Raw genomic sequence first — 17,549 nt, 5'->3', positions numbered from 1 at the left:
AAGGCCGCAATGCGCTGATGTTCCCGGGCGTCGAACGGAAGCCTCCCCGCAGATGACCGACGCCAGCCTTAGCTACACCCTTGCCCAATCCTCTACTTTGAGAGGGCCGCCTGTGAGATTCCGGCCGAGTGCGCCGGAGCCGCTCGAGCGCGATCCCGGCATCCTCCCCATGCTGTTCAACCCGCGCATGGCGCGCAACCAGTTGACGGCGATCCCCCGGGACGCGTTCGAGCGGACTTATCGGCGACTGAAGGTGCTGCAGTTCACCTATCACGGGATCAACGATCCCGAGGCGATCAAGCGGGTGTTCCTGGACAACGCCGCGAACTACCGCCGGCCGGCGTTCGTCAAGAGAATGCTGCATCCGCTCCTGGGCGAAGGGTTGCTCAATGCCGAGGGCGAGGAATGGCGGACGCAACGGCGGCTGATGGCCGGGACGTTCACGCCGCAGGCCGTGGCGGCCGCGGCGCCGTTGTTCGCAAAGCTGGCCGAGCGGAGCTGCGACCGCACGCCCGGCGACGGCGGCATCGTGGACATGGCGGCCGAGGCCACGCGGACCACCCTGGAGGTGATCGACGAGGCGCTCTACTCGGGCCAGACCGGCATGCCGTTCGACGAGGCCTCGACCTACGTGCGCGATATGATGACCGGGATGGGCGAACTGCGCCTCGGCATGCTGGTCGGCCTGGACATGCTGGACATCGCGCCGGCGCAGCGGCGGGCGCGCTGGGCGCGGCGCATGCTGGTGCGGCGGATGGCGGCCTTCATACATAGGCGCGCCGACGCGCCCGACCCGCCGGAGGACTTCGTCACCCGGCTCTACCGGGCCTTCCTGGCCGAGCACCCGCGCGACGAGGCGATCCAGCTCACCTTGGACAACGCCATGACCTTCTTCGTGGCCGGGCACGAGACGACGGCCAACGCGCTGGCATGGGCGCTGTACCTGCTGGCCGGCGACGCCCAGGCGCAGGACTGGGCCCGCGAGGAGGCGCAAGCTGCCTGGGCGATCGGCGACCCGGCTCAGGTCGTGGCCAGGCTGCCCTACCTGAAGATGGTGTGGGAGGAGACGTTGCGGCTCTATCCGCCCGCCCACCGGATCGACCGCGAGGCGCTGGGCGACGACGAGCTGTGCGGCCAGAAGGTCCGCAAGGGCGACATGATCACCGTCTGGCCCTGGGTGCTGCACCGGCACAAGGCGCTGTGGGACGAGCCCGACCTGTTCAACCCGGAGAACTTCGACCCCGAGGCCAAGGCGGGCCGCCACCGCTACCAGTACATCCCGTTCGGCGCGGGCCCGCGCATCTGCATCGGCATGGGATTCGCCCAATCGGAGGCCCTCCTGATCCTGTCGCGCTGGCTCACCGAGCTGCGGTTTGCGCCGGCGCCGGGGCGCTCGGTGGATCCGCTGGCCGACTTCACGCTGCGTCCGGCGGGCGGGATGCCGCTGGTGGTGGAGCGGGTCTGAGCCGGTGTGGGCCGACTGTGCTCTCCCTTCCTCCTCGATGGAGGAAGGGCGGGGATGGAGGTGTGTCAGCCGCGTCGAAGGCGTGGTGTGGGTCGGCGCCGGCGCCCACTCGCGCCAACTCCTCATCTCGGCGGCCACACCTCCACCCAACCCTCCTCCATCGAGGAGGAGGCCAAGAAAAGCAGCGCCTCAATGGCAACTGAGACGCATTCGCAGAGGATCGGAACCGCGTCATTTCGCGTCGCACAAGGCCTGTTTGAAACGCCCGGATGATCGGTCTAGAAGGGCGCCGCGACTCCCGCCGGAGACTCCATGAACGCCTTTCTGCTCGAGTACCTGCCCATCGCGATCTTCCTGGGGATCGCGGCGGTGTTGGGCATTGTCTTCATTCTCTTCGCCACGGTGCTCGCTCCGAAGGCGCCGGACCCGGAGAAGCTCTCGTCCTACGAATGCGGCTTCAACGCCTTCGACGACGCGCGGATGAAGTTCGACGTCCGGTTCTACCTTGTCTCGATCCTGTTCATCATCTTCGACCTGGAAGTGGCGTTCCTGTTCCCGTGGGCCGTGGCGCTGATGAAGCTGCCGCCGGACGTCGCCAAGTTCGCCTTCTGGTCGATGATGTCGTTCCTGGGCGTCCTGACCGTGGGCTTCGTGTACGAGTGGAAGAAGGGAGCCCTGGAATGGGAGTGATCGTTCCCCCGGGCCAGAATTCCGTGGTCGTTCCTGCAGGCGCGGCGGGCCGTAGCGCGGTGGAGGGCTACGACCCCAAGAAGCACGATCCGTTCTTCGACGGCGTCTCGCAGCGGCTGGCTGACAAGGGCTTCGTGACCGCCAGCGTCGACGACCTGATCACCTGGGCCCGCACGGGCTCGCTGATGTGGATGACGTTCGGCCTGGCGTGCTGCGCCGTCGAGATGATGCAGGCGTCGATGCCGCGCTACGACCTGGAGCGCTACGGCTTCGCGCCGCGCGCGAGCCCCCGACAGAGCGACGTGATGATCGTGGCCGGCACGCTGGTGAACAAGATGGCTCCGGCGCTGCGCAAGGTCTACGACCAGATGCCGGAGCCTAGATACGTGATCTCGATGGGTAGCTGCGCCAACGGCGGCGGCTACTACTACTTCAGCTATTCGACGGTGCGCGGCTGCGACCGGATCGTGCCGGTGGACGTGTACGTGCCCGGCTGCCCGCCGACCGCCGAGGCGCTGGTCTACGGCGTGCTGCAGCTGCAGAAGAAGATCCGCCGGACGGGGACCATCGTCCGATGAGCTGGCCCGTTTCCGACAGCGAGCTTTCGAAGCTCGGCAAGGCGATCCTCAAGGAAGCCAAGGGCGTCATCACCGGCGCCGACGTGGCGTACGGCGAGCTGAACCTGAAGGCGCCGGCGAGCAAGATCGTCGAGGCGCTGACCTATCTGCGCGACGTGCAGGGCTTCCACCAGTTGGTGGACCTGTGCGGCGTGGATTACCCCGAACGGCCGCTGCGCTTCGACGTGGTCTACCACCTCTTGTCGATGACCAAGAACCGGCGCGTCCGGATCTCCGTCATGACCGACGAGGACACCGCGGTGCCGTCGGTGGTGGGCGTGTTCGTGGCCGCCGACTGGTTCGAGCGCGAGGCGTTCGACATGTATGGCATCTTCTTCGACGGGCACCCGGACCTGCGCCGGATCCTCACCGACTACGGCTTCCACGGCCACCCGCTGCGGAAGGACTTCCCGATGACCGGCTACGTCGAGGTCCGCTACGACGAAGAGCTGAAGCGGGTGGTCTACGAGCCCGTGAAGTCGGTCGAGTGGCGCAACTGGGACTTCCTGTCGCCCTGGGAAGGCGCGGAGAAGGGCTTCGCCGCCCTGCTGCCCGGGGATGAGAAGAGCAAGGCCGGAGGGGCCAAGTGAGGGCCGCGATCCTTTCCCCCTTGGCGATGATGGGCCTCGCGGTGGCGACCCCCTCCATGGCGCAGGACGACCTCCCGCGCTGGGCGGCCGGCTGCCAGATCAGCGCCGTCATGTATCAGGGCCGCGCGGACGTGGCGGACGACGCCCGCGCGCAGGCCGGAGAGGCGGCCTCCTTCTGGCGTAGCGCCTTCGAGCGGGTCGAGACGGATGCGGAAAAGCGCGCCGCGCTGGTGGCGAGCTCGCAAGCCGCACTCGACAGCGACCTGACCGGCAAGGACGCCGCCGGGCAGAAGACCATCCTCGCCACGGCCCTCTCCGTGTGTACGCGCCTGCGCCCGTTTGCGGAGCGCGTGGAAAAGACCGCTGAGGTGAAGCCATGACCGGCGACAACCAACCGGCCACGGCCACCGACTTCTTCGCGCCCGACGTGAAGGGCGAAACCCCCGTCCGCAAGTTCAACATCAACTTCGGCCCGCAGCACCCGGCGGCGCACGGCGTGCTCCGGCTCGTGCTGGAACTCGACGGCGAGATCGTGGAGCGGGTGGACCCGCACATCGGCCTCCTGCACCGCGGCACAGAGAAGCTGATGGAGGCCCGGCCCTATCAGCAGACGATCCCGTACATGGACCGCCTCGACTACGTCGCGCCCATGAACCAGGAGCACGCGTACTGCCTGGCGATCGAGAAGCTGATCGGCGTCGAGGTCCCGTACCGGGGCCTCCTGATCCGCACGCTCTATGACGAGATCGGCCGAATCCTGAACCACCTCCTGAACGTCACGACCCAGGCGATGGACGTCGGCGCGCTCACGCCCCCGCTGTGGGGGTTCGAAGAGCGCGAGAAGCTGATGGTGTTCTACGAGCGCGCGTCGGGCGCCCGGATGCACGCCAACTACTATCGCGTCGGCGGCGTGCGGCAGGACCTGCCGGAAGCGCTGGTGCGGGACATCAGCGACTGGTGCGACCACTTCCCGAAGGTCTGCGACGACCTCGAGGGCCTGTTCGGCAACAACCGCATCTTCAAGCAGCGCAACGTCGACATCGGCGTGGTGAAGCGCGAGGACGCGATCGCGCGCAGCTTCTCGGGCGTGATGGTGCGCGGCTCGGGCATCGCCTGGGACCTGCGCCGTTCGCAGCCCTATGCGGCCTACAACGACATGGAATTCGACATTCCGGTCGGCGTGAACGGCGACTGCTACGACCGCTACCTCTGCCGCATGCAGGAGATGCGGGAGTCGACCAAGATCATGAAGCAGTGCTGCGACGCGCTCTTGAAGGCGCCGGGCCCGGTGCTGGTCGACGACAACAAGATCGCCGCGCCGCGTCGGGGCGAGATGAAGCGCTCGATGGAAGCGCTGATCCACCACTTCAAGCTGTTCACCGAGGGCTACCGGACCCCGCCGGGCGAGGTCTACGCCGCCGTCGAGGCGCCGAAGGGCGAATTCGGCGTCTATCTGGTGAGCGACGGCACCAACAAGCCGTACCGGGCGAAGATCCGCGCGCCGGGTTACCCGCACCTGCAGGCGATGGACTGGATGAACCGCGGCCACATGCTGGCCGACGTCTCCGCCATCTTAGGTTCGCTCGACATCGTGTTCGGGGAGATCGACCGTTGACGGCCAACGCGACCCTTTCCCCCGCCGACGCGGTCCAGGGCCAGCTCGAGGCCTACAACGCCCAGGACCTCGACGCATTCTGCGCGTTCTATGCGGACGACGCCGAGCTGGGCGCCTATGGCGGCGAGACGCACACGCGCGGCCTGGCGGCGATCCGCGAGCGCCACGCCAAGCTGTTTGCCGATTTCCCGCAGAACCATGCGCGCCTGCTGCACCGGGCCGTCGTGGGCGCGCACGTGGTGGACCACGAGCACGTGACCCGCGCTCCGGGCGGCGAGGTGTTCGAGGTGTGCGCCATCTACTCCTTCGCGGGCGGCAAGATTGCCCGCGTGGACTTTGTGAAGTGAGGCCCGCGTGAGCGTCCGTCGTCTTTCGCCCGTCCAGCCGGCCAGCTTCGAGTTCAGCAAGGACACGCTGAAGAAGGCGCAGGCCTGGATGGCCAACTTCCCGGCGGGAAAGCAGCAGTCGGCTGTCGTGCCGGTGCTGTGGCTGGTCCAGAAGCAGGAGGGCTGGATCTCCGAGCCCGCGATCCGCGCCGTGGCGGAGCTGCTCGGCATGCCGGTGATCCGGGTGCTGGAGGTGGCGACCTTCTACACCATGTTCATGCTGGAGCCGGTGGGCACGCATGCGCTGGTGCAGGTGTGCGGCACGACGCCATGTCAGACCCGCGGCTCGGAAGCCCTGATGGCCGTCTGCAAGCGCCGCATCGGCGCGCAGAACCACAAGTCGGCGGACGGCAAGTTCTACTGGCAGGAAGTCGAGTGCCTGGGCGCGTGCGCGAACGCGCCGATGGCGGCGATCAACGACTACTACTACGAGGATCTCACGCCGGAGACCTTCGAGAAGCTGCTGGACGACTTCGCCGCCGGCAAGACGCCCAAGCCCGGCTCGGCCATCGGCCGCCAGGGCTCGGCGCCGGAAGGCGGGCCGACGACGCTGACCGACAAGAGGCTCTACGACGGCTCGCTGGGGAAGAAAATCAAGATCCCCAACCTGCCGCCCGAGGCGCCTGGGAAGGTGAAGGCCCCGGCATGAGCCTGGACGTCGCCACCATCAAGAAGCGTCGGACCATCATGATGGTCGCGAACGTGCTGGCCGCGCTGATCGCGATCGGCTCGATCGTGGCCTACTTCCAGCTCCAGCTCAGCTGGGCGCTCATCGTGTTCGTCGTGGCGCTGCTGGGCGGCTTCGCGACGCAGATCTGGTTCATCGCGGGCCTCAAGGGCCCCGGAAAAGGAAGCTAGAACGTGGTTGGCATCCTGGCCGACAAGGACCGCATCTTCCTGAACCTCTACGGGCTCCACGATTGGACCCTGGAGGGCGCGAAGGCGCGCGGCGCATGGAACGGCACGAAGGACATCGTGTCCCAGACGCCGGAGTGGATCTGCGACCAGATCAAGGCGTCGGGCCTGCGCGGCCGCGGCGGCGCGGGCTTCGCCACCGGCCTGAAGTGGACCTTCATGCCCAAGCAGGAGAGCGAGCGACCGCACTACCTGCTGGTCAACGCCGACGAGTCCGAGCCGGGCGCCTGCAAGGACCGCGACATCCTGCGCAACGACCCGCACCTCTTGATCGAAGGCTGCGTGATCGCGTGCCGGGCCATGCGCTCGCACCAAGCCTACATCTACATCCGCGGCGAGTACGTGCACGAGCGCGAGCGCCTGACGGCGGCGATCAGGCAAGCCTATGACGCCAAGCTGATCGGGAAGGGCTCGATCCTCGGCTACGACGTCGACGTCGGCCTGCAGCATGGCGGCGGGGCCTACATCTGCGGCGACGAGACCGCCCTGATGGAGAGCTTCGAGGGCAAGAAGGGCCAGCCGCGCCTGAAGCCGCCGTTCCCGGCGGGCGCCGGCATCTACGGCTGCCCGACCACGGTGAACAACGTCGAGACCATCGCGGTGGTGGGCACCATCCTGCGCCGCGGCGCCGACTGGTTCGCGCAGTTCGGCACCGAGAAGTCGACGGGCACCAAGCTGTTCGCCGGCTCGGGCCACCTGAACAAGCCCTGCGTGGTCGAGGACGCGGTCGGCATCAGCGTGAAACAGCTGATCGAGGACCACTTCGGCGGCGTGCGCGGCGGCTGGGGCAACCTGAAGGCCGTGATCCCGGGCGGGATTTCGGTGCGGATGATCCCGGCCGACCAGTGCGACGAGGCGATCATGACCTACGAGGACCTGGCCCAGCGCGGCTCAGGTCTCGGCACCGGCACCATGATCGTGTTCGACAAGGACGCCGACCTCGTGAAGGCGATCGCCCGGGCGGCCTACTTCTACAAGCACGAGAGCTGCGGCCAGTGCACGCCGTGCCGCGAAGGCACCGGCTGGATGTGGCGGGTCATGGAGCGGATGGTCACCGGCGAGGCCGAGATGTCCGAGATCGACCTCCTGCTGGACGTGGCGTCTCAGGTCGAGGGCCACACCATCTGCGGCCTGGGCGACGCGGCTGCGTGGCCGATCCAGGGCCTGTTCCGTCACTTCCGCCACGAGGTGGAGGACCGCATCAACACCTACCGCGCGCGCAAGGGCTCCTACGCCGGCGCCACCATCGCGGCGGAGTAGACGACTATGCCTATCGCCAAGGTCGACGGGGTCGAGGTCGAGTTCGAGCCGGGGATGAACGTCCTCCAGGTCTGCGAGCTGGCCGGCAAGGAGATCCCGCGGTTCTGCTACCACGAGCGGCTGAGCATCGCCGGCAACTGCCGCATGTGCCTGGTCGAGGTGAAGCCCGGTCCGCCGAAGCCGCAGGCGTCGTGCGCGCTGCCGGCCGCCGAGGGGCAAGAGATCTTCACCGACACGCCGATGGTGAAGAAGGCGCGCCACGGGGTGATGGAGTTCCTGCTTATCAACCACCCGCTGGACTGCCCGATCTGCGACCAGGGCGGCGAGTGCGACCTGCAGGACCAGGCCATGGGCTATGGCCGCGACGACAGCCGCTATGCCGACAACAAGCGGGCGGTCGAAGAGAAGTACATGGGGCCGTTGATCAAGACGGTCATGACCCGCTGCATCCAGTGCACGCGCTGCGTCCGCTTCATCACCGAGGTGGCGGGCGTGCCGGACATCGGCCTCATCTCCCGCGGCGAAGACGTTGAAATCACGACCTATCTCGACAAGGCCGTAGCGTCGGAGCTGAGCGCCAACGTCATCGACCTGTGCCCGGTGGGCGCGCTGACGTCGAAGCCGTACGCGTTCAACGCCCGGCCCTGGGAGCTGAAGAAGACCGAGAGCGTGGACGTCATGGACGCGCTGGGCTCGGCGATCCGCGTCGACGCGCGCGGGCCGGCGGTGCTGCGCGTGCTGCCGCGCACCCACGAGGCGGTCAACGAGGAATGGATCTCGGACAAGACCCGCTATGCGGTCGACGGGCTCTCCCGCCAAAGGCTGGACCGGCCGTTCGTGCGCGAGGGCGGCAGGCTGCGCGCGGCGACCTGGGGCGAGGCCCTGGACGCCGTCGCCGCGAAGCTGAAGGCGGCGAACCCGGACCGCGTGGGCGTGATCGCCGGCGACCTGCAGGACGCCGAGTCGATGAAGGCCGCGCTGGACCTGTTCGGCGGCATGGGCGTGAAGAGCCTGGACTGCCGGCAGGACGGCATGGTGCTGGGCGGCGGGCAGCGCGAGAGCTGGCTGTTCAACTCGTCGATCCAAGGCATTGAAAACGCGGACGTCGTCCTCTTGGTTGGGGTCAATCCGCGCCTCGAGGCTCCGGTGCTGAACGCGCGACTGCGCAAGCGCTGGCTGGCCGGCGCGCTCAGGGTCGGTGTGATCGGCGAGGCCGCTGACCTGACCTATGCCTACGACCATCTTGGCGTGGGCCCCGGCGCGCTGTCGGGCCTGGGCCGCGCGAAGGGCGGGTTCGCGGACGCGCTGAAGAACGCGAAGGCGCCGGCGATCATCGTGGGCGCGGGCGCGCTGAACCGCGCCGACAGCACCGCGGTGCTGGCGGCGGCGGCCAATGCGGCCAAGACGTTCGGCATGACCTGGAACGTGCTGCACTCGGCGGCGAGTCGGGTGGGCGGCCTGGACCTGGGCTTCACGCCCGCGGCGGGTGGCAAGACCGCGGCAGAGCTGGTGCAGAAGGGTGGCGCGGACGTGCTGTTCCTGCTGGGCGCCGACGAGATCGACCTCTCAAAGAGCGACGCCTTCGTCGTCTACCTGGGCACCCACGGCGACGCCGGCGCGCACCGCGCCGACGTGATCCTGCCGGGCGCGGCCTATACCGAGAAGAACGGCCTCTACGTCAACACCGAGGGCCGGGTGCAGATGGGCTTCCGCGCGGTGTTCCCGAAGGGCGAGGCGAAGGAAGACTGGTCGATCCTGCGGGCGCTCTCGGAACGCCTGGGCGCGAAGCTGCCGTACGACAGCCTGGACCAGCTGCGCGCCAAGCTGTTCGCCGACCATCCGACTTTCGGCCGTATCGACTACGTGCCGGAGACGGCCGCAGCGGTGGACTTCGCGGCCCTGGGCAAGAAGGGCGAGCTCTCCGAAGCGCCGTTCGCCAGCGCGGTCCGCAGCTTCTACCTTTCGAACCCCATCGCGCGCGCCAGCACGACGATGGCGGAATGCGCCGCGCTCGCCTCGGGCGCGGCCAAGATCGCGGCGGAGTAGGGGCGCATGGAATTCTGGAGCACCCCGATCGGCTGGACGATCATCACGGTGGCCCACATCCTGGCCGTCACCGTCGTCCTCTTGCTGACGATCGCCTTCGTCATCTACGGCGACCGCAAGATCTTCGCCGGCGTCCAGGCGCGGAAGGGTCCCAACGTGGTGGGCCCGTTCGGCCTGCTGCAGTCCTTCGCCGACCTGGGCAAGTTCCTGATCAAGGAGTTGGTCATCCCGGCGGGGGCCGACAAGGCGGTCTACCTGCTGGCCCCGCTGATCAGCGTGACCTTGGCGCTGGGCGCCTGGGCGGTAATGCCGATTGCGCCCGGCTGGGCCGTGTCGAACATCAACGTCGGCATCCTCTACCTGTTCGCCGTCAGCTCGATGGGCGTCTACGGCATCATCATGGGCGGCTGGGCGTCGAACTCGAAGTACCCGTTCCTGGGGTCGCTGCGCTCGGCGGCGCAGATGGTGAGCTACGAGGTCTCGATCGGCTTCGTGATCATCACCGTGATCCTGCTGGCCGGATCGATGAACCTGAACCAGATCACCGAGGCGCAGGCCGGCGGGTTCTGGCACTGGTTCATGTTCGGCGGCGGTCCCAGTTGGCAGACCAACTGGCCGCTGATCCTGATCATGTTCCCGATGGGCGTGATCTTCTTCATCTCGGGCCTGGCGGAGACCAACCGTCCGCCGTTCGACCTGCCCGAGGCGGAGTCCGAGCTCGTGGCCGGCTATGCGGTGGAATACGGCTCCACGCCGTACATGCTGTTCTACCTGGCCGAGACGGCGAACATCGTGCTGATGAGCGGCCTGATGGCGGTGCTGTTCCTGGGCGGCTGGAACGCGCCCTGGCCGACGCCGTACCTCGCCGCCTGGCCGGCGTGGCTGGTGGGCCTGCACGGCCTGTTCTTCTACGCCGCGAAGACCTTCTTCGTGTTCTTCATGAACGCCATGGTCCGCTCGATCGTGCCCCGCTACCGCTATGACCAGCTGATGCGGCTGGGCTGGAAGGTGTTCCTGCCGACCTCGCTGGTGGCCGTGGCCGTCGTGGCCGGTTGGCGGGTCTACACGGGGCTGCCGACATGAGGGCGCTCGCGATCCTGGCCGCCCTGGCCCTGACGGCCTGCGCGAGCGGCGCGGGCTTCGGCCAGGCGGGCGGCGTGGCGACCTACGACGACCTGAAGAAGGCGCAGCAGGCCTGCGCCGCCAAGGGCGGTTCGCTGAAGCTGCAGAAGAACGGCGACCCGCAATTCCTCGACGACTACGCCTGCGAGAAGAACTGATGCTGAACCGGATCGGACAGGCGCTGAAAGGCGCGGCGCTGATGGACTTCCTGGGGGCCTTCGGGCTCGGCATGAAGTACATGGTCGCGCCGAAGAAGACCGTGCAGTACCCGCACGAGCGCAATCCGCAGAGCCCGCGCTTCCGCGGCGAGCACGCGCTGCGCCGCTATCCCAACGGCGAAGAGCGCTGCATCGCCTGCAAGCTGTGCGAGGCCATCTGCCCGGCGCAGGCGATCACGATCGAGGCCGAACCGCGCGAGGACGGCAGCCGCCGGACCACCCGCTACGACATCGATATGGTGAAGTGCATCTACTGCGGCCTGTGCCAGGAGGCCTGCCCGGTGGACGCGATCGTGGAGGGCCCGAACCTGGAGTTCGCCGTCGAGACACGCGAGGAGCTCTACTACGACAAGGAGCGCCTGCTGGATAACGGCGACCGCTGGGAGCGGGAGATCGCGAAGAATCTGGAACTGGACGCGCCGTACCGCTAAACCCGCGGCGCGATTCCGCCGCCCGACCTGAGCGTAATTCGAGGGACTTCAGAGAGCCGAAATGGCCCTACAGGCGATCGCATTCTACCTGATGGCGGCGGTGACCGTTGCGGCCGGATTCTGCGTGGTTTCAGCCCGCAACCCGGTGCACTCGGTGCTGTGGCTGATCCTGGCCTTCTTCTCGGCCGCCGGCCTCTTCGTCCTGATGGGCGCGGAGTTCCTGGCGATGCTCTTGGTGGTGGTCTACGTGGGCGCCGTCGCGGTGCTCTTCCTGTTCGTCGTCATGATGCTGGACGTGGACTTCGCGTCGCTGCGGCAGGGCTTCGCACGCTACATGCCGCTGGGTCTGGTCATCGCGGGCTTCCTGGCCGCGGAGATGATCGTGGTCTCGACGACCGTGGCCACCCGCGGCGCCGCCAAGGACAACGTGACCCCGATGGCGTCGGGCGCGGGCGTCGACGTGACCAACGCCGAGGCGATCGGCCGGGTGCTCTACACCGACTACGTCTACTTCTTCCAGGCGGCCGGCATGGTGCTGCTGGTGGCGATGATCGGCGCGATCGTGCTGACCCTACGCCACAAGCCGGGCGTGAAGCGCCAGGTGATGATGGACCAGGTGCTGCGTACGCCGGCAACCGGCATGAAGCTCACGAACCCCAAGGTTGGCGAAGGGATCGACGCATGACCATCGGCCTCGAGCACTATCTCGCGGTCGCCGCGATCCTGTTCACGATCGGCGTCTTCGGCATCTTCGTGAACCGCAAGAACATCATCGTCATCCTGATGTCGGTGGAGCTGATCCTGCTCGCCGTGAACATCAACCTGGTCGCCTTCTCGGTCTATCTGGGCAACGTGGTGGGGCAGATCTTCGCCATGTTCGTCCTGACCGTCGCCGCCGCCGAGGCGGCCGTGGGCCTGGCGATCCTCGTCACCTTCTTCCGCAACCGCGGCGACATCGCCGTGGACGACGCCTCGATGATGAAGGGCTGACCGCGCCGTGACCGCAGAAACCTTCGTCACCATCATCTTGTTCGGCCCGCTGATCGGCGCGGCCATCGCGGGCCTGTTCGGCAGGCGCATCGGCGACAAGGCGTCGATGAGCGTCACCACCGGCTTCCTGATGCTGTCGGCCGTCCTGTCGTGGGTGGTCTTCAGCCAGTGGACCTGGGGCGGACTGGAGCCCTTCACCGTCACCTATGCGCCGTTCATCCACGTCGGCGACTTCGTCTCGAACTGGGCGTTCCGGCTGGACGGCCTGTCGGCGGTGATGCTGGTGGTGGTGACCACCGTCTCGTCGCTCGTGCACCTCTATTCGTGGGGGTACATGGCGGACGATCCGTGCAAGCCGCGGTTCTTCAGCTACCTGTCGCTGTTCACCTTCGCGATGCTGAGCCTGATCAGCGCCGCCGACTTCATGCAGCTGTTCTTCGGCTGGGAAGGCGTGGGCCTGGCGAGCTACCTGCTGATCGGCTTCTGGCACCACAAGACGACGGCCAACGACGCGGCCATCAAGGCGTTCGTCGTGAACCGCGTAGGCGACTTCGGGTTCGCGCTGGGGATCATGACGGTCTACTGGGCCTTCGGGACCATCGAGTTCGCCAAGCTGTTCCCGCTGATCGCCCCGGCCGTGGGCCAGGGCTGGGACTTCGCGGGCGCTCACTTCTCGCTGATCGACCTGGCGGCGGCCCTGCTGTTCGTGGGCGCCATGGGCAAGTCGGCGCAGTTCTTCCTGCACACCTGGCTGCCCGACGCGATGGAAGGCCCGACCCCGGTGTCGGCGCTGATCCACGCGGCCACCATGGTGACCGCCGGCGTCTACATGGTCTGCCTGCTCTCGCCGATGTTCGAATACGCCCCGGTGGCAAAGAATATCGTGACAGTAATCGGCGCGGTGACCGCGCTGTTCGCCGCGACCGTCGGCCTGACCCAGAACGACATCAAGCGGGTGATCGCGTACTCGACCTGCTCGCAGCTGGGCTACATGTTCTTCGCCGCGGGCGTGGGGGCGTACCAGGCGGCGATGTTCCACCTGTTCACGCACGCGGCCTTCAAGGCGCTGCTGTTCCTGGGCGCCGGCTCGGTGATCCACGGCATGGCGCACGAGCAGGACATGCGGCGCTATGGGGCGCTGGCCAAGTTCCTGCCGATCACCTTCGCGGTGATGACCATCGGCACCATCGCCATCACCGGCCTGGGTATCCCGGGGATCGAACTGGGCTTCGCCGGCTTCTACTCCAAGGACGCCATCATCCACGCCGCCTACGAGGCCGGCGGGGCGGGTCATCCGATGGGCTACTTCGCCTTCTCGATCGGCATCCTGGTGGCCGGCCTGACCGCCTTCTACTCGTGGCGGGTCGCCTTCTTCACGTTCAACGGCCACGCCCGCTGGACACCTGAGGACCTCGAGCACCACTGGCACAACCGCGACCACATGCACGGCGACCCCGTGCACGACGAGCACGAGCACCAGCATCCGGGTACGGTTGAAAGCCACTCCGAGCCGGACCACGGCGACGGCCACCACCTGCCGCACGAGAGCCCGTGGACGATGCGGATCCCGCTGATCCTGCTGGCGATCGGCGCGATCGGCGCGGGCTTCTTCTTCCACCACGACTTCATCGGCGAGCACGCCGGCGAGTTCTGGCGCGGCGCGATCTTCAACCTGCCGGCCGAACACGCGGCCGAAGGCGCCGAGCACCACGCTCCGCTGTGGGTGGTGTGGGCGCCGCTGGTGGTGTCGGTGGGCGGCCTGCTGGTCGCGGCCTACATGTACATCTGGCGTGAGGGCCTGGGCGCGAAGCTCGCGGCCAACAACGGCATCCTCTACGTCTTCTTCTACAACAAGTGGTTCTTCGACGAGCTCTACCAGCACACGTTCGTCCGCGCGGCGAAGTGGCTGGGCGACCTGTTCTGGAAGGGCGGCGACCAGAAGGTCATCGACGGCCTCGGGCCGGATGGCGTCTCGGCGCTCTCGGTGCAGGTGGGCAAGGGCGCCGGCCGGCTGCAGTCCGGCTACGTCTACCACTACGCCTTCGTCATGCTGCTGGGCGTCGCGGGTCTGCTGACCTACGCGCTCTGGGCCTGGAACGTCTGAGGGACCTATGCCGCTTCTCTCCCTCATCACCTACGCCCCGCTGATCGGCGTCGCCGGGATCTTGGTCCTGCGCGCGTTCGCCAAGGACGAGGCGCGCGGCGTCGAGGCGTCCAAGTGGATCGCACTCGTCACGACGATGGCGACGCTGGCGCTGTCGGTGCTGCTGGTCGTGCAGTTCGACCCGAAGGTCGCGGGCTTCCAGTTCCTGGAGGAGGCGCCGTGGTTCGCGGGCCTCAGCTACCGGATGGGCGTCGACGGGATCTCGGTCCTATTCGTGCTGCTGACCGCGTTCCTGATGCCGCTCTGCATCGCCGCCTCGTGGAAGTCGATCGAGACGCGCGTGCACGAGTACATGGTCTGCTTCCTCGTGCTGGAGACCCTGGTGATCGGCGTGTTCTGCGCGCTCGACATGGTGGTCTTCTACATCTTCTTCGAGTTCGGCCTGGTCCCGATGTTCCTGATCATCGGCATCTGGGGCGGCGCGCGGCGGGTGTACGCGGCGTTCAAGTTCTTCCTCTACACGCTGCTGGGCTCGGTGCTGATGCTGGCGGCGATCCTGTTCATGATCGGGACCAGTGGGACCAGCTCGATCCCCGAGCTGATGCAGTACCCCTTCACGCCCGAAGCGCAGACCTGGCTGTGGCTGGCCTTCTTCGCCTCGTTCGCGGTGAAGATGCCGATGTGGCCGGTGCACACCTGGCTTCCCGACGCCCACGTCGAGGCGCCGACGGCAGGCTCCGTGATCCTGGCCGGCATCCTGCTGAAGATGGGCGGCTACGGTTTCATGCGCTTCTCGCTGCCGATGTTCCCGGACGCGTCGGAGCTGTTCACGCCGCTGATCTTCGCGCTCAGCGTGATCGCAGTGATCTACACCTCGCTGGTCGCCTTCCGGCAGACCGACGTGAAGAAGCTGATCGCCTATTCGTCGGTCGCCCACATGGGCCTCGTGACCATGGCCATCTTCTCGGGCAACGCCGAGGGCGAGCAGGGCGCGATCTACCAGATGCTGAGCCACGGGGTGATCTCGGGCGCGCTCTTCCTCTGCGTGGGCGTGATCTACGACCGCATGCACACCCGCGAGATCAACTTCTACGGCGGGCTGGTGCAGCGCATGCCATGGTACGCGGCGGTGTTCATGGTCTTCAGCATGGGCAATGTGGGGCTGCCGGGCACGAGCGGTTTCGTAGGCGAGATCCTGTCGATGACCGGGACCTACAAGGTCTCGACCTGGACGGCGATCTTGGCGGCCACGGGCGTGATCCTGTCGGCGGTCTACATGCTCACCCTGTACCGGCGCGTGGTGTTCGGCACGATCACCAACCCCAAGCTCGAAACCATCACCGACCTCGAGTGGCGTGAGGTGGCGATCTTCACGCCGCTGATCATCGCCACCCTCTACATGGGCGTGCAGCCCAACATCGTGTTCAACCTGACCCAGGCGTCGGTCGACCAGCTCGTGCAGGTCTACCAGGCGGCCATCGGCGGGTAGGGGCTCCAGATGACCATCTCCGCCAACCTGGCGCTCGCCTATCCCGAGATCATCCTGGCGGTGGGAGCCATGCTCCTGCTGATCGTGGGCGCGTTCGCGCCGAAGCAGACCGCGCTGGTCGGCGCCGGCGGGGTGCTGGTGCTGCTGGCCGCGGCGGTCGCCGCAGCCACCCAGGACTTCGGCGTCGCCTTTGGCGGCGGCCTCGTCTCGGACGCCGCGGCCACCTTCGGCAAGGTGGCTATCTACATCGCCTCGGCCGTCGCCATCCCGCTGGGCCAGCCCTGGTTCGAGCGGCGCGGCGTGAAGACCTTCGAGTTCCCTGTGCTGGTGCTGCTGGCGGCGCTGGGTATGGGCATGATGGCCTCGTCCGGCGACCTGATCTCGCTGTACGTCGGCGTCGAACTGCAGAGCCTGGCGCTCTACGTGCTGGCGGCGATGCACCGCGACAACGCCAAGGCGTCGGAAGCGGGTCTCAAGTACTTCGTGCTGGGCGCCCTGTCGTCGGGGCTGCTGCTGTACGGCGCGAGCCTGGTCTACGGCTTCGCGGGCTCAACCCTCTATCCCGACATCGCCGCTGCGGCGGGCTCGGAGGCCAACACCGGCCTGCTGTTCGGCCTGATCTTCGTGATCTGCGGCCTGGCGTTCAAGATCTCGGCGGCGCCGTTCCACATGTGGACGCCCGACGTCTACGAGGGCGCGCCGACGCCGGTCGTGGCGTTCTTCGCCGCCGCGCCGAAGCTGGCCGCCATGCTGCTGTTCGCCCGCGTGCTGGCCGACGGCTTCACCGACGCGGCCGGGCAGTGGCAGCAGGTGCTCGTGGCCCTCGCCCTGATCTCGGTGATGGTGGGCGCGTTCGCGGGCCTGGTGCAGAAGAACCTCAAGCGCCTGTGGGCCTACTCCTCGATCGCCAACGTCGGCTACGCGGTGCTGGGCCTGGCCTCGGGCACGTCCGAGGGCGTGCAGGCCATGCTGCTGTTCATGGTCCTCTACATGGTCGACGTGACCGGCTTCTTCGCGTGCCTTGCGGCGCTGTCGCGGCAGGGCCGGGCGATGGAGACCATCGACGACATGGCGGGCCTGGTGAAGGAGCGCCGCGGTCTGGCGCTGGCGATGACGGTCTTTGCGCTGTCGGCGATCGGTCTGCCGCCGTTCTCGGGCTTCTGGGCAAAGTATGTGGTCTTCAAGGCCGCCATCGACGCCGGCCTCTGGGTACCGGCGGTAATCGGCCTGGTGGGCTCGGTCGTGGCCGCCTTCTACTACCTGCGCCTGATCAAGGTGATGTGGTTCGACGGCAGCGCCGGGACCACCGACAAGCCGCCGATCGAAGCCAACGCCATCGCGCTCGCCTCGGCCGTGTTCGCCTTCCCGGCGGTGCTGGTGGCGATCACCTGGCTCAACCCGCTCGCCCAACGCGCCGCCCAGGCGCTGGGGCTGGCGTAGCGGTTGGCCGCGCACCCGCCGATCGAGGCTTACGACGAGCTCGACTCCACGAACGCGGAGGCGCGGCGGCGCGCCGAGGCGGGCGAAGGCGGGCCGGTCTGGATCACGGCGGCGGTGCAGACCGCCGGCCGCGGTCGCCGCGGACGCGCCTGGTCGACGCGCCGGGGCAAC

At 67.6% G+C, this 17,549-nt stretch carries 19 protein-coding genes; all 19 read left to right on the top strand.

The window, feature by feature from the left end:
* The first annotated feature begins 112 nt into the window (after window positions 1-112).
* Window positions 113-1,465 (top strand): cytochrome P450, encoded by a 1,353-nt coding sequence (locus tag VGD44_RS01870; RefSeq protein WP_331083290.1) that lies wholly within the window; start codon window positions 113-115, stop codon window positions 1,463-1,465.
* 312 nt (window positions 1,466-1,777) lie between these two features.
* The gene (locus VGD44_RS01865) at window positions 1,778-2,155 is read left to right on the top strand and encodes an NADH-quinone oxidoreductase subunit A (protein WP_331083288.1); all 378 of its coding nucleotides are present in this window, start codon (window positions 1,778-1,780) and stop codon (window positions 2,153-2,155) included.
* Complete coding sequence (locus VGD44_RS01860) at window positions 2,125-2,733, top strand: NADH-quinone oxidoreductase subunit B family protein (protein ID WP_331083286.1); 609 nt, start codon at window positions 2,125-2,127, stop codon at window positions 2,731-2,733. The genes VGD44_RS01865 and VGD44_RS01860 overlap by 31 nt, the downstream gene beginning before the upstream one ends.
* Complete coding sequence (locus tag VGD44_RS01855) at window positions 2,730-3,362, top strand: NADH-quinone oxidoreductase subunit C (RefSeq protein ID WP_331083284.1); 633 nt, start codon at window positions 2,730-2,732, stop codon at window positions 3,360-3,362. Before VGD44_RS01860 ends, VGD44_RS01855 begins: the two co-directional genes overlap by 4 nt.
* Complete coding sequence (locus VGD44_RS01850) at window positions 3,359-3,742, top strand: hypothetical protein (RefSeq protein ID WP_331083281.1); 384 nt, start codon at window positions 3,359-3,361, stop codon at window positions 3,740-3,742. The genes VGD44_RS01855 and VGD44_RS01850 overlap by 4 nt, the downstream gene beginning before the upstream one ends.
* Entirely contained in the window at window positions 3,739-4,977 is a 1,239-nt protein-coding gene (locus VGD44_RS01845; protein WP_331083279.1) for an NADH-quinone oxidoreductase subunit D, read from the top strand. Before VGD44_RS01850 ends, VGD44_RS01845 begins: the two co-directional genes overlap by 4 nt.
* Window positions 4,974-5,324: a nuclear transport factor 2 family protein gene (locus tag VGD44_RS01840; protein WP_331083276.1), complete on the top strand. Its 351-nt coding sequence runs from the start codon at window positions 4,974-4,976 to the stop codon at window positions 5,322-5,324. The genes VGD44_RS01845 and VGD44_RS01840 overlap by 4 nt, the downstream gene beginning before the upstream one ends.
* 7 nt (window positions 5,325-5,331) lie before the next feature.
* On the top strand, window positions 5,332-6,012 hold the full coding sequence (nuoE, locus tag VGD44_RS01835) for an NADH-quinone oxidoreductase subunit NuoE (protein ID WP_331083274.1): 681 nt from the start codon (window positions 5,332-5,334) through the stop codon (window positions 6,010-6,012).
* Window positions 6,009-6,221, top strand: a complete 213-nt coding sequence (locus tag VGD44_RS01830; RefSeq protein ID WP_331083272.1) for a hypothetical protein — start codon at window positions 6,009-6,011, stop codon at window positions 6,219-6,221. The genes nuoE and VGD44_RS01830 overlap by 4 nt, the downstream gene beginning before the upstream one ends.
* A 3-nt stretch (window positions 6,222-6,224) precedes the next feature.
* The gene (gene nuoF / locus VGD44_RS01825; protein ID WP_331083270.1) at window positions 6,225-7,538 is read left to right on the top strand and encodes an NADH-quinone oxidoreductase subunit NuoF; all 1,314 of its coding nucleotides are present in this window, start codon (window positions 6,225-6,227) and stop codon (window positions 7,536-7,538) included.
* A 6-nt stretch (window positions 7,539-7,544) separates the two neighbouring features.
* The gene (gene nuoG, locus VGD44_RS01820) at window positions 7,545-9,584 is read left to right on the top strand and encodes an NADH-quinone oxidoreductase subunit NuoG (RefSeq protein ID WP_331083268.1); all 2,040 of its coding nucleotides are present in this window, start codon (window positions 7,545-7,547) and stop codon (window positions 9,582-9,584) included.
* Window positions 9,585-9,590: 6 nt separating this feature from the next.
* On the top strand, window positions 9,591-10,667 hold the full coding sequence (gene nuoH / locus VGD44_RS01815; RefSeq protein WP_331083266.1) for an NADH-quinone oxidoreductase subunit NuoH: 1,077 nt from the start codon (window positions 9,591-9,593) through the stop codon (window positions 10,665-10,667).
* Window positions 10,664-10,864, top strand: coding sequence for a hypothetical protein (locus tag VGD44_RS01810; RefSeq protein WP_331083264.1), 201 nt, complete (start codon window positions 10,664-10,666; stop codon window positions 10,862-10,864). The genes nuoH and VGD44_RS01810 overlap by 4 nt, the downstream gene beginning before the upstream one ends.
* Window positions 10,864-11,355, top strand: a complete 492-nt coding sequence (gene nuoI / locus VGD44_RS01805) for an NADH-quinone oxidoreductase subunit NuoI (protein WP_331083262.1) — start codon at window positions 10,864-10,866, stop codon at window positions 11,353-11,355. The genes VGD44_RS01810 and nuoI overlap by 1 nt, the downstream gene beginning before the upstream one ends.
* 61 nt (window positions 11,356-11,416) lie before the next feature.
* Entirely contained in the window at window positions 11,417-12,040 is a 624-nt protein-coding gene (locus VGD44_RS01800; protein ID WP_331083260.1) for an NADH-quinone oxidoreductase subunit J, read from the top strand.
* Entirely contained in the window at window positions 12,037-12,345 is a 309-nt protein-coding gene (gene nuoK, locus VGD44_RS01795; RefSeq protein ID WP_293361967.1) for an NADH-quinone oxidoreductase subunit NuoK, read from the top strand. The genes VGD44_RS01800 and nuoK overlap by 4 nt, the downstream gene beginning before the upstream one ends.
* Window positions 12,346-12,352: 7 nt before the next feature.
* Window positions 12,353-14,449 carry an NADH-quinone oxidoreductase subunit L gene (gene nuoL, locus VGD44_RS01790; protein ID WP_331083255.1) on the top strand — a complete coding sequence of 699 codons (2,097 nt, stop codon included), beginning with the start codon at window positions 12,353-12,355 and terminating at the stop codon, window positions 14,447-14,449.
* Between the two features lie 7 nt (window positions 14,450-14,456).
* On the top strand, window positions 14,457-15,938 hold the full coding sequence (locus VGD44_RS01785) for an NADH-quinone oxidoreductase subunit M (RefSeq protein WP_331083252.1): 1,482 nt from the start codon (window positions 14,457-14,459) through the stop codon (window positions 15,936-15,938).
* A gap of 9 nt (window positions 15,939-15,947) precedes the next feature.
* A complete protein-coding gene (gene nuoN / locus VGD44_RS01780) occupies window positions 15,948-17,378 on the top strand; it encodes an NADH-quinone oxidoreductase subunit NuoN (protein ID WP_331083250.1) in 1,431 nt (476 codons plus the stop codon).
* Window positions 17,379-17,549 lie beyond the last annotated feature (171 nt).

Source organism: Phenylobacterium sp., assembly GCF_036402295.1.
Taxonomy (GTDB): Bacteria; Pseudomonadota; Alphaproteobacteria; order Caulobacterales; family Caulobacteraceae; genus Phenylobacterium.
Note: the sequence above shows the minus strand (reverse complement) of the source record. Positions and strands in the feature narration are given on the sequence as shown.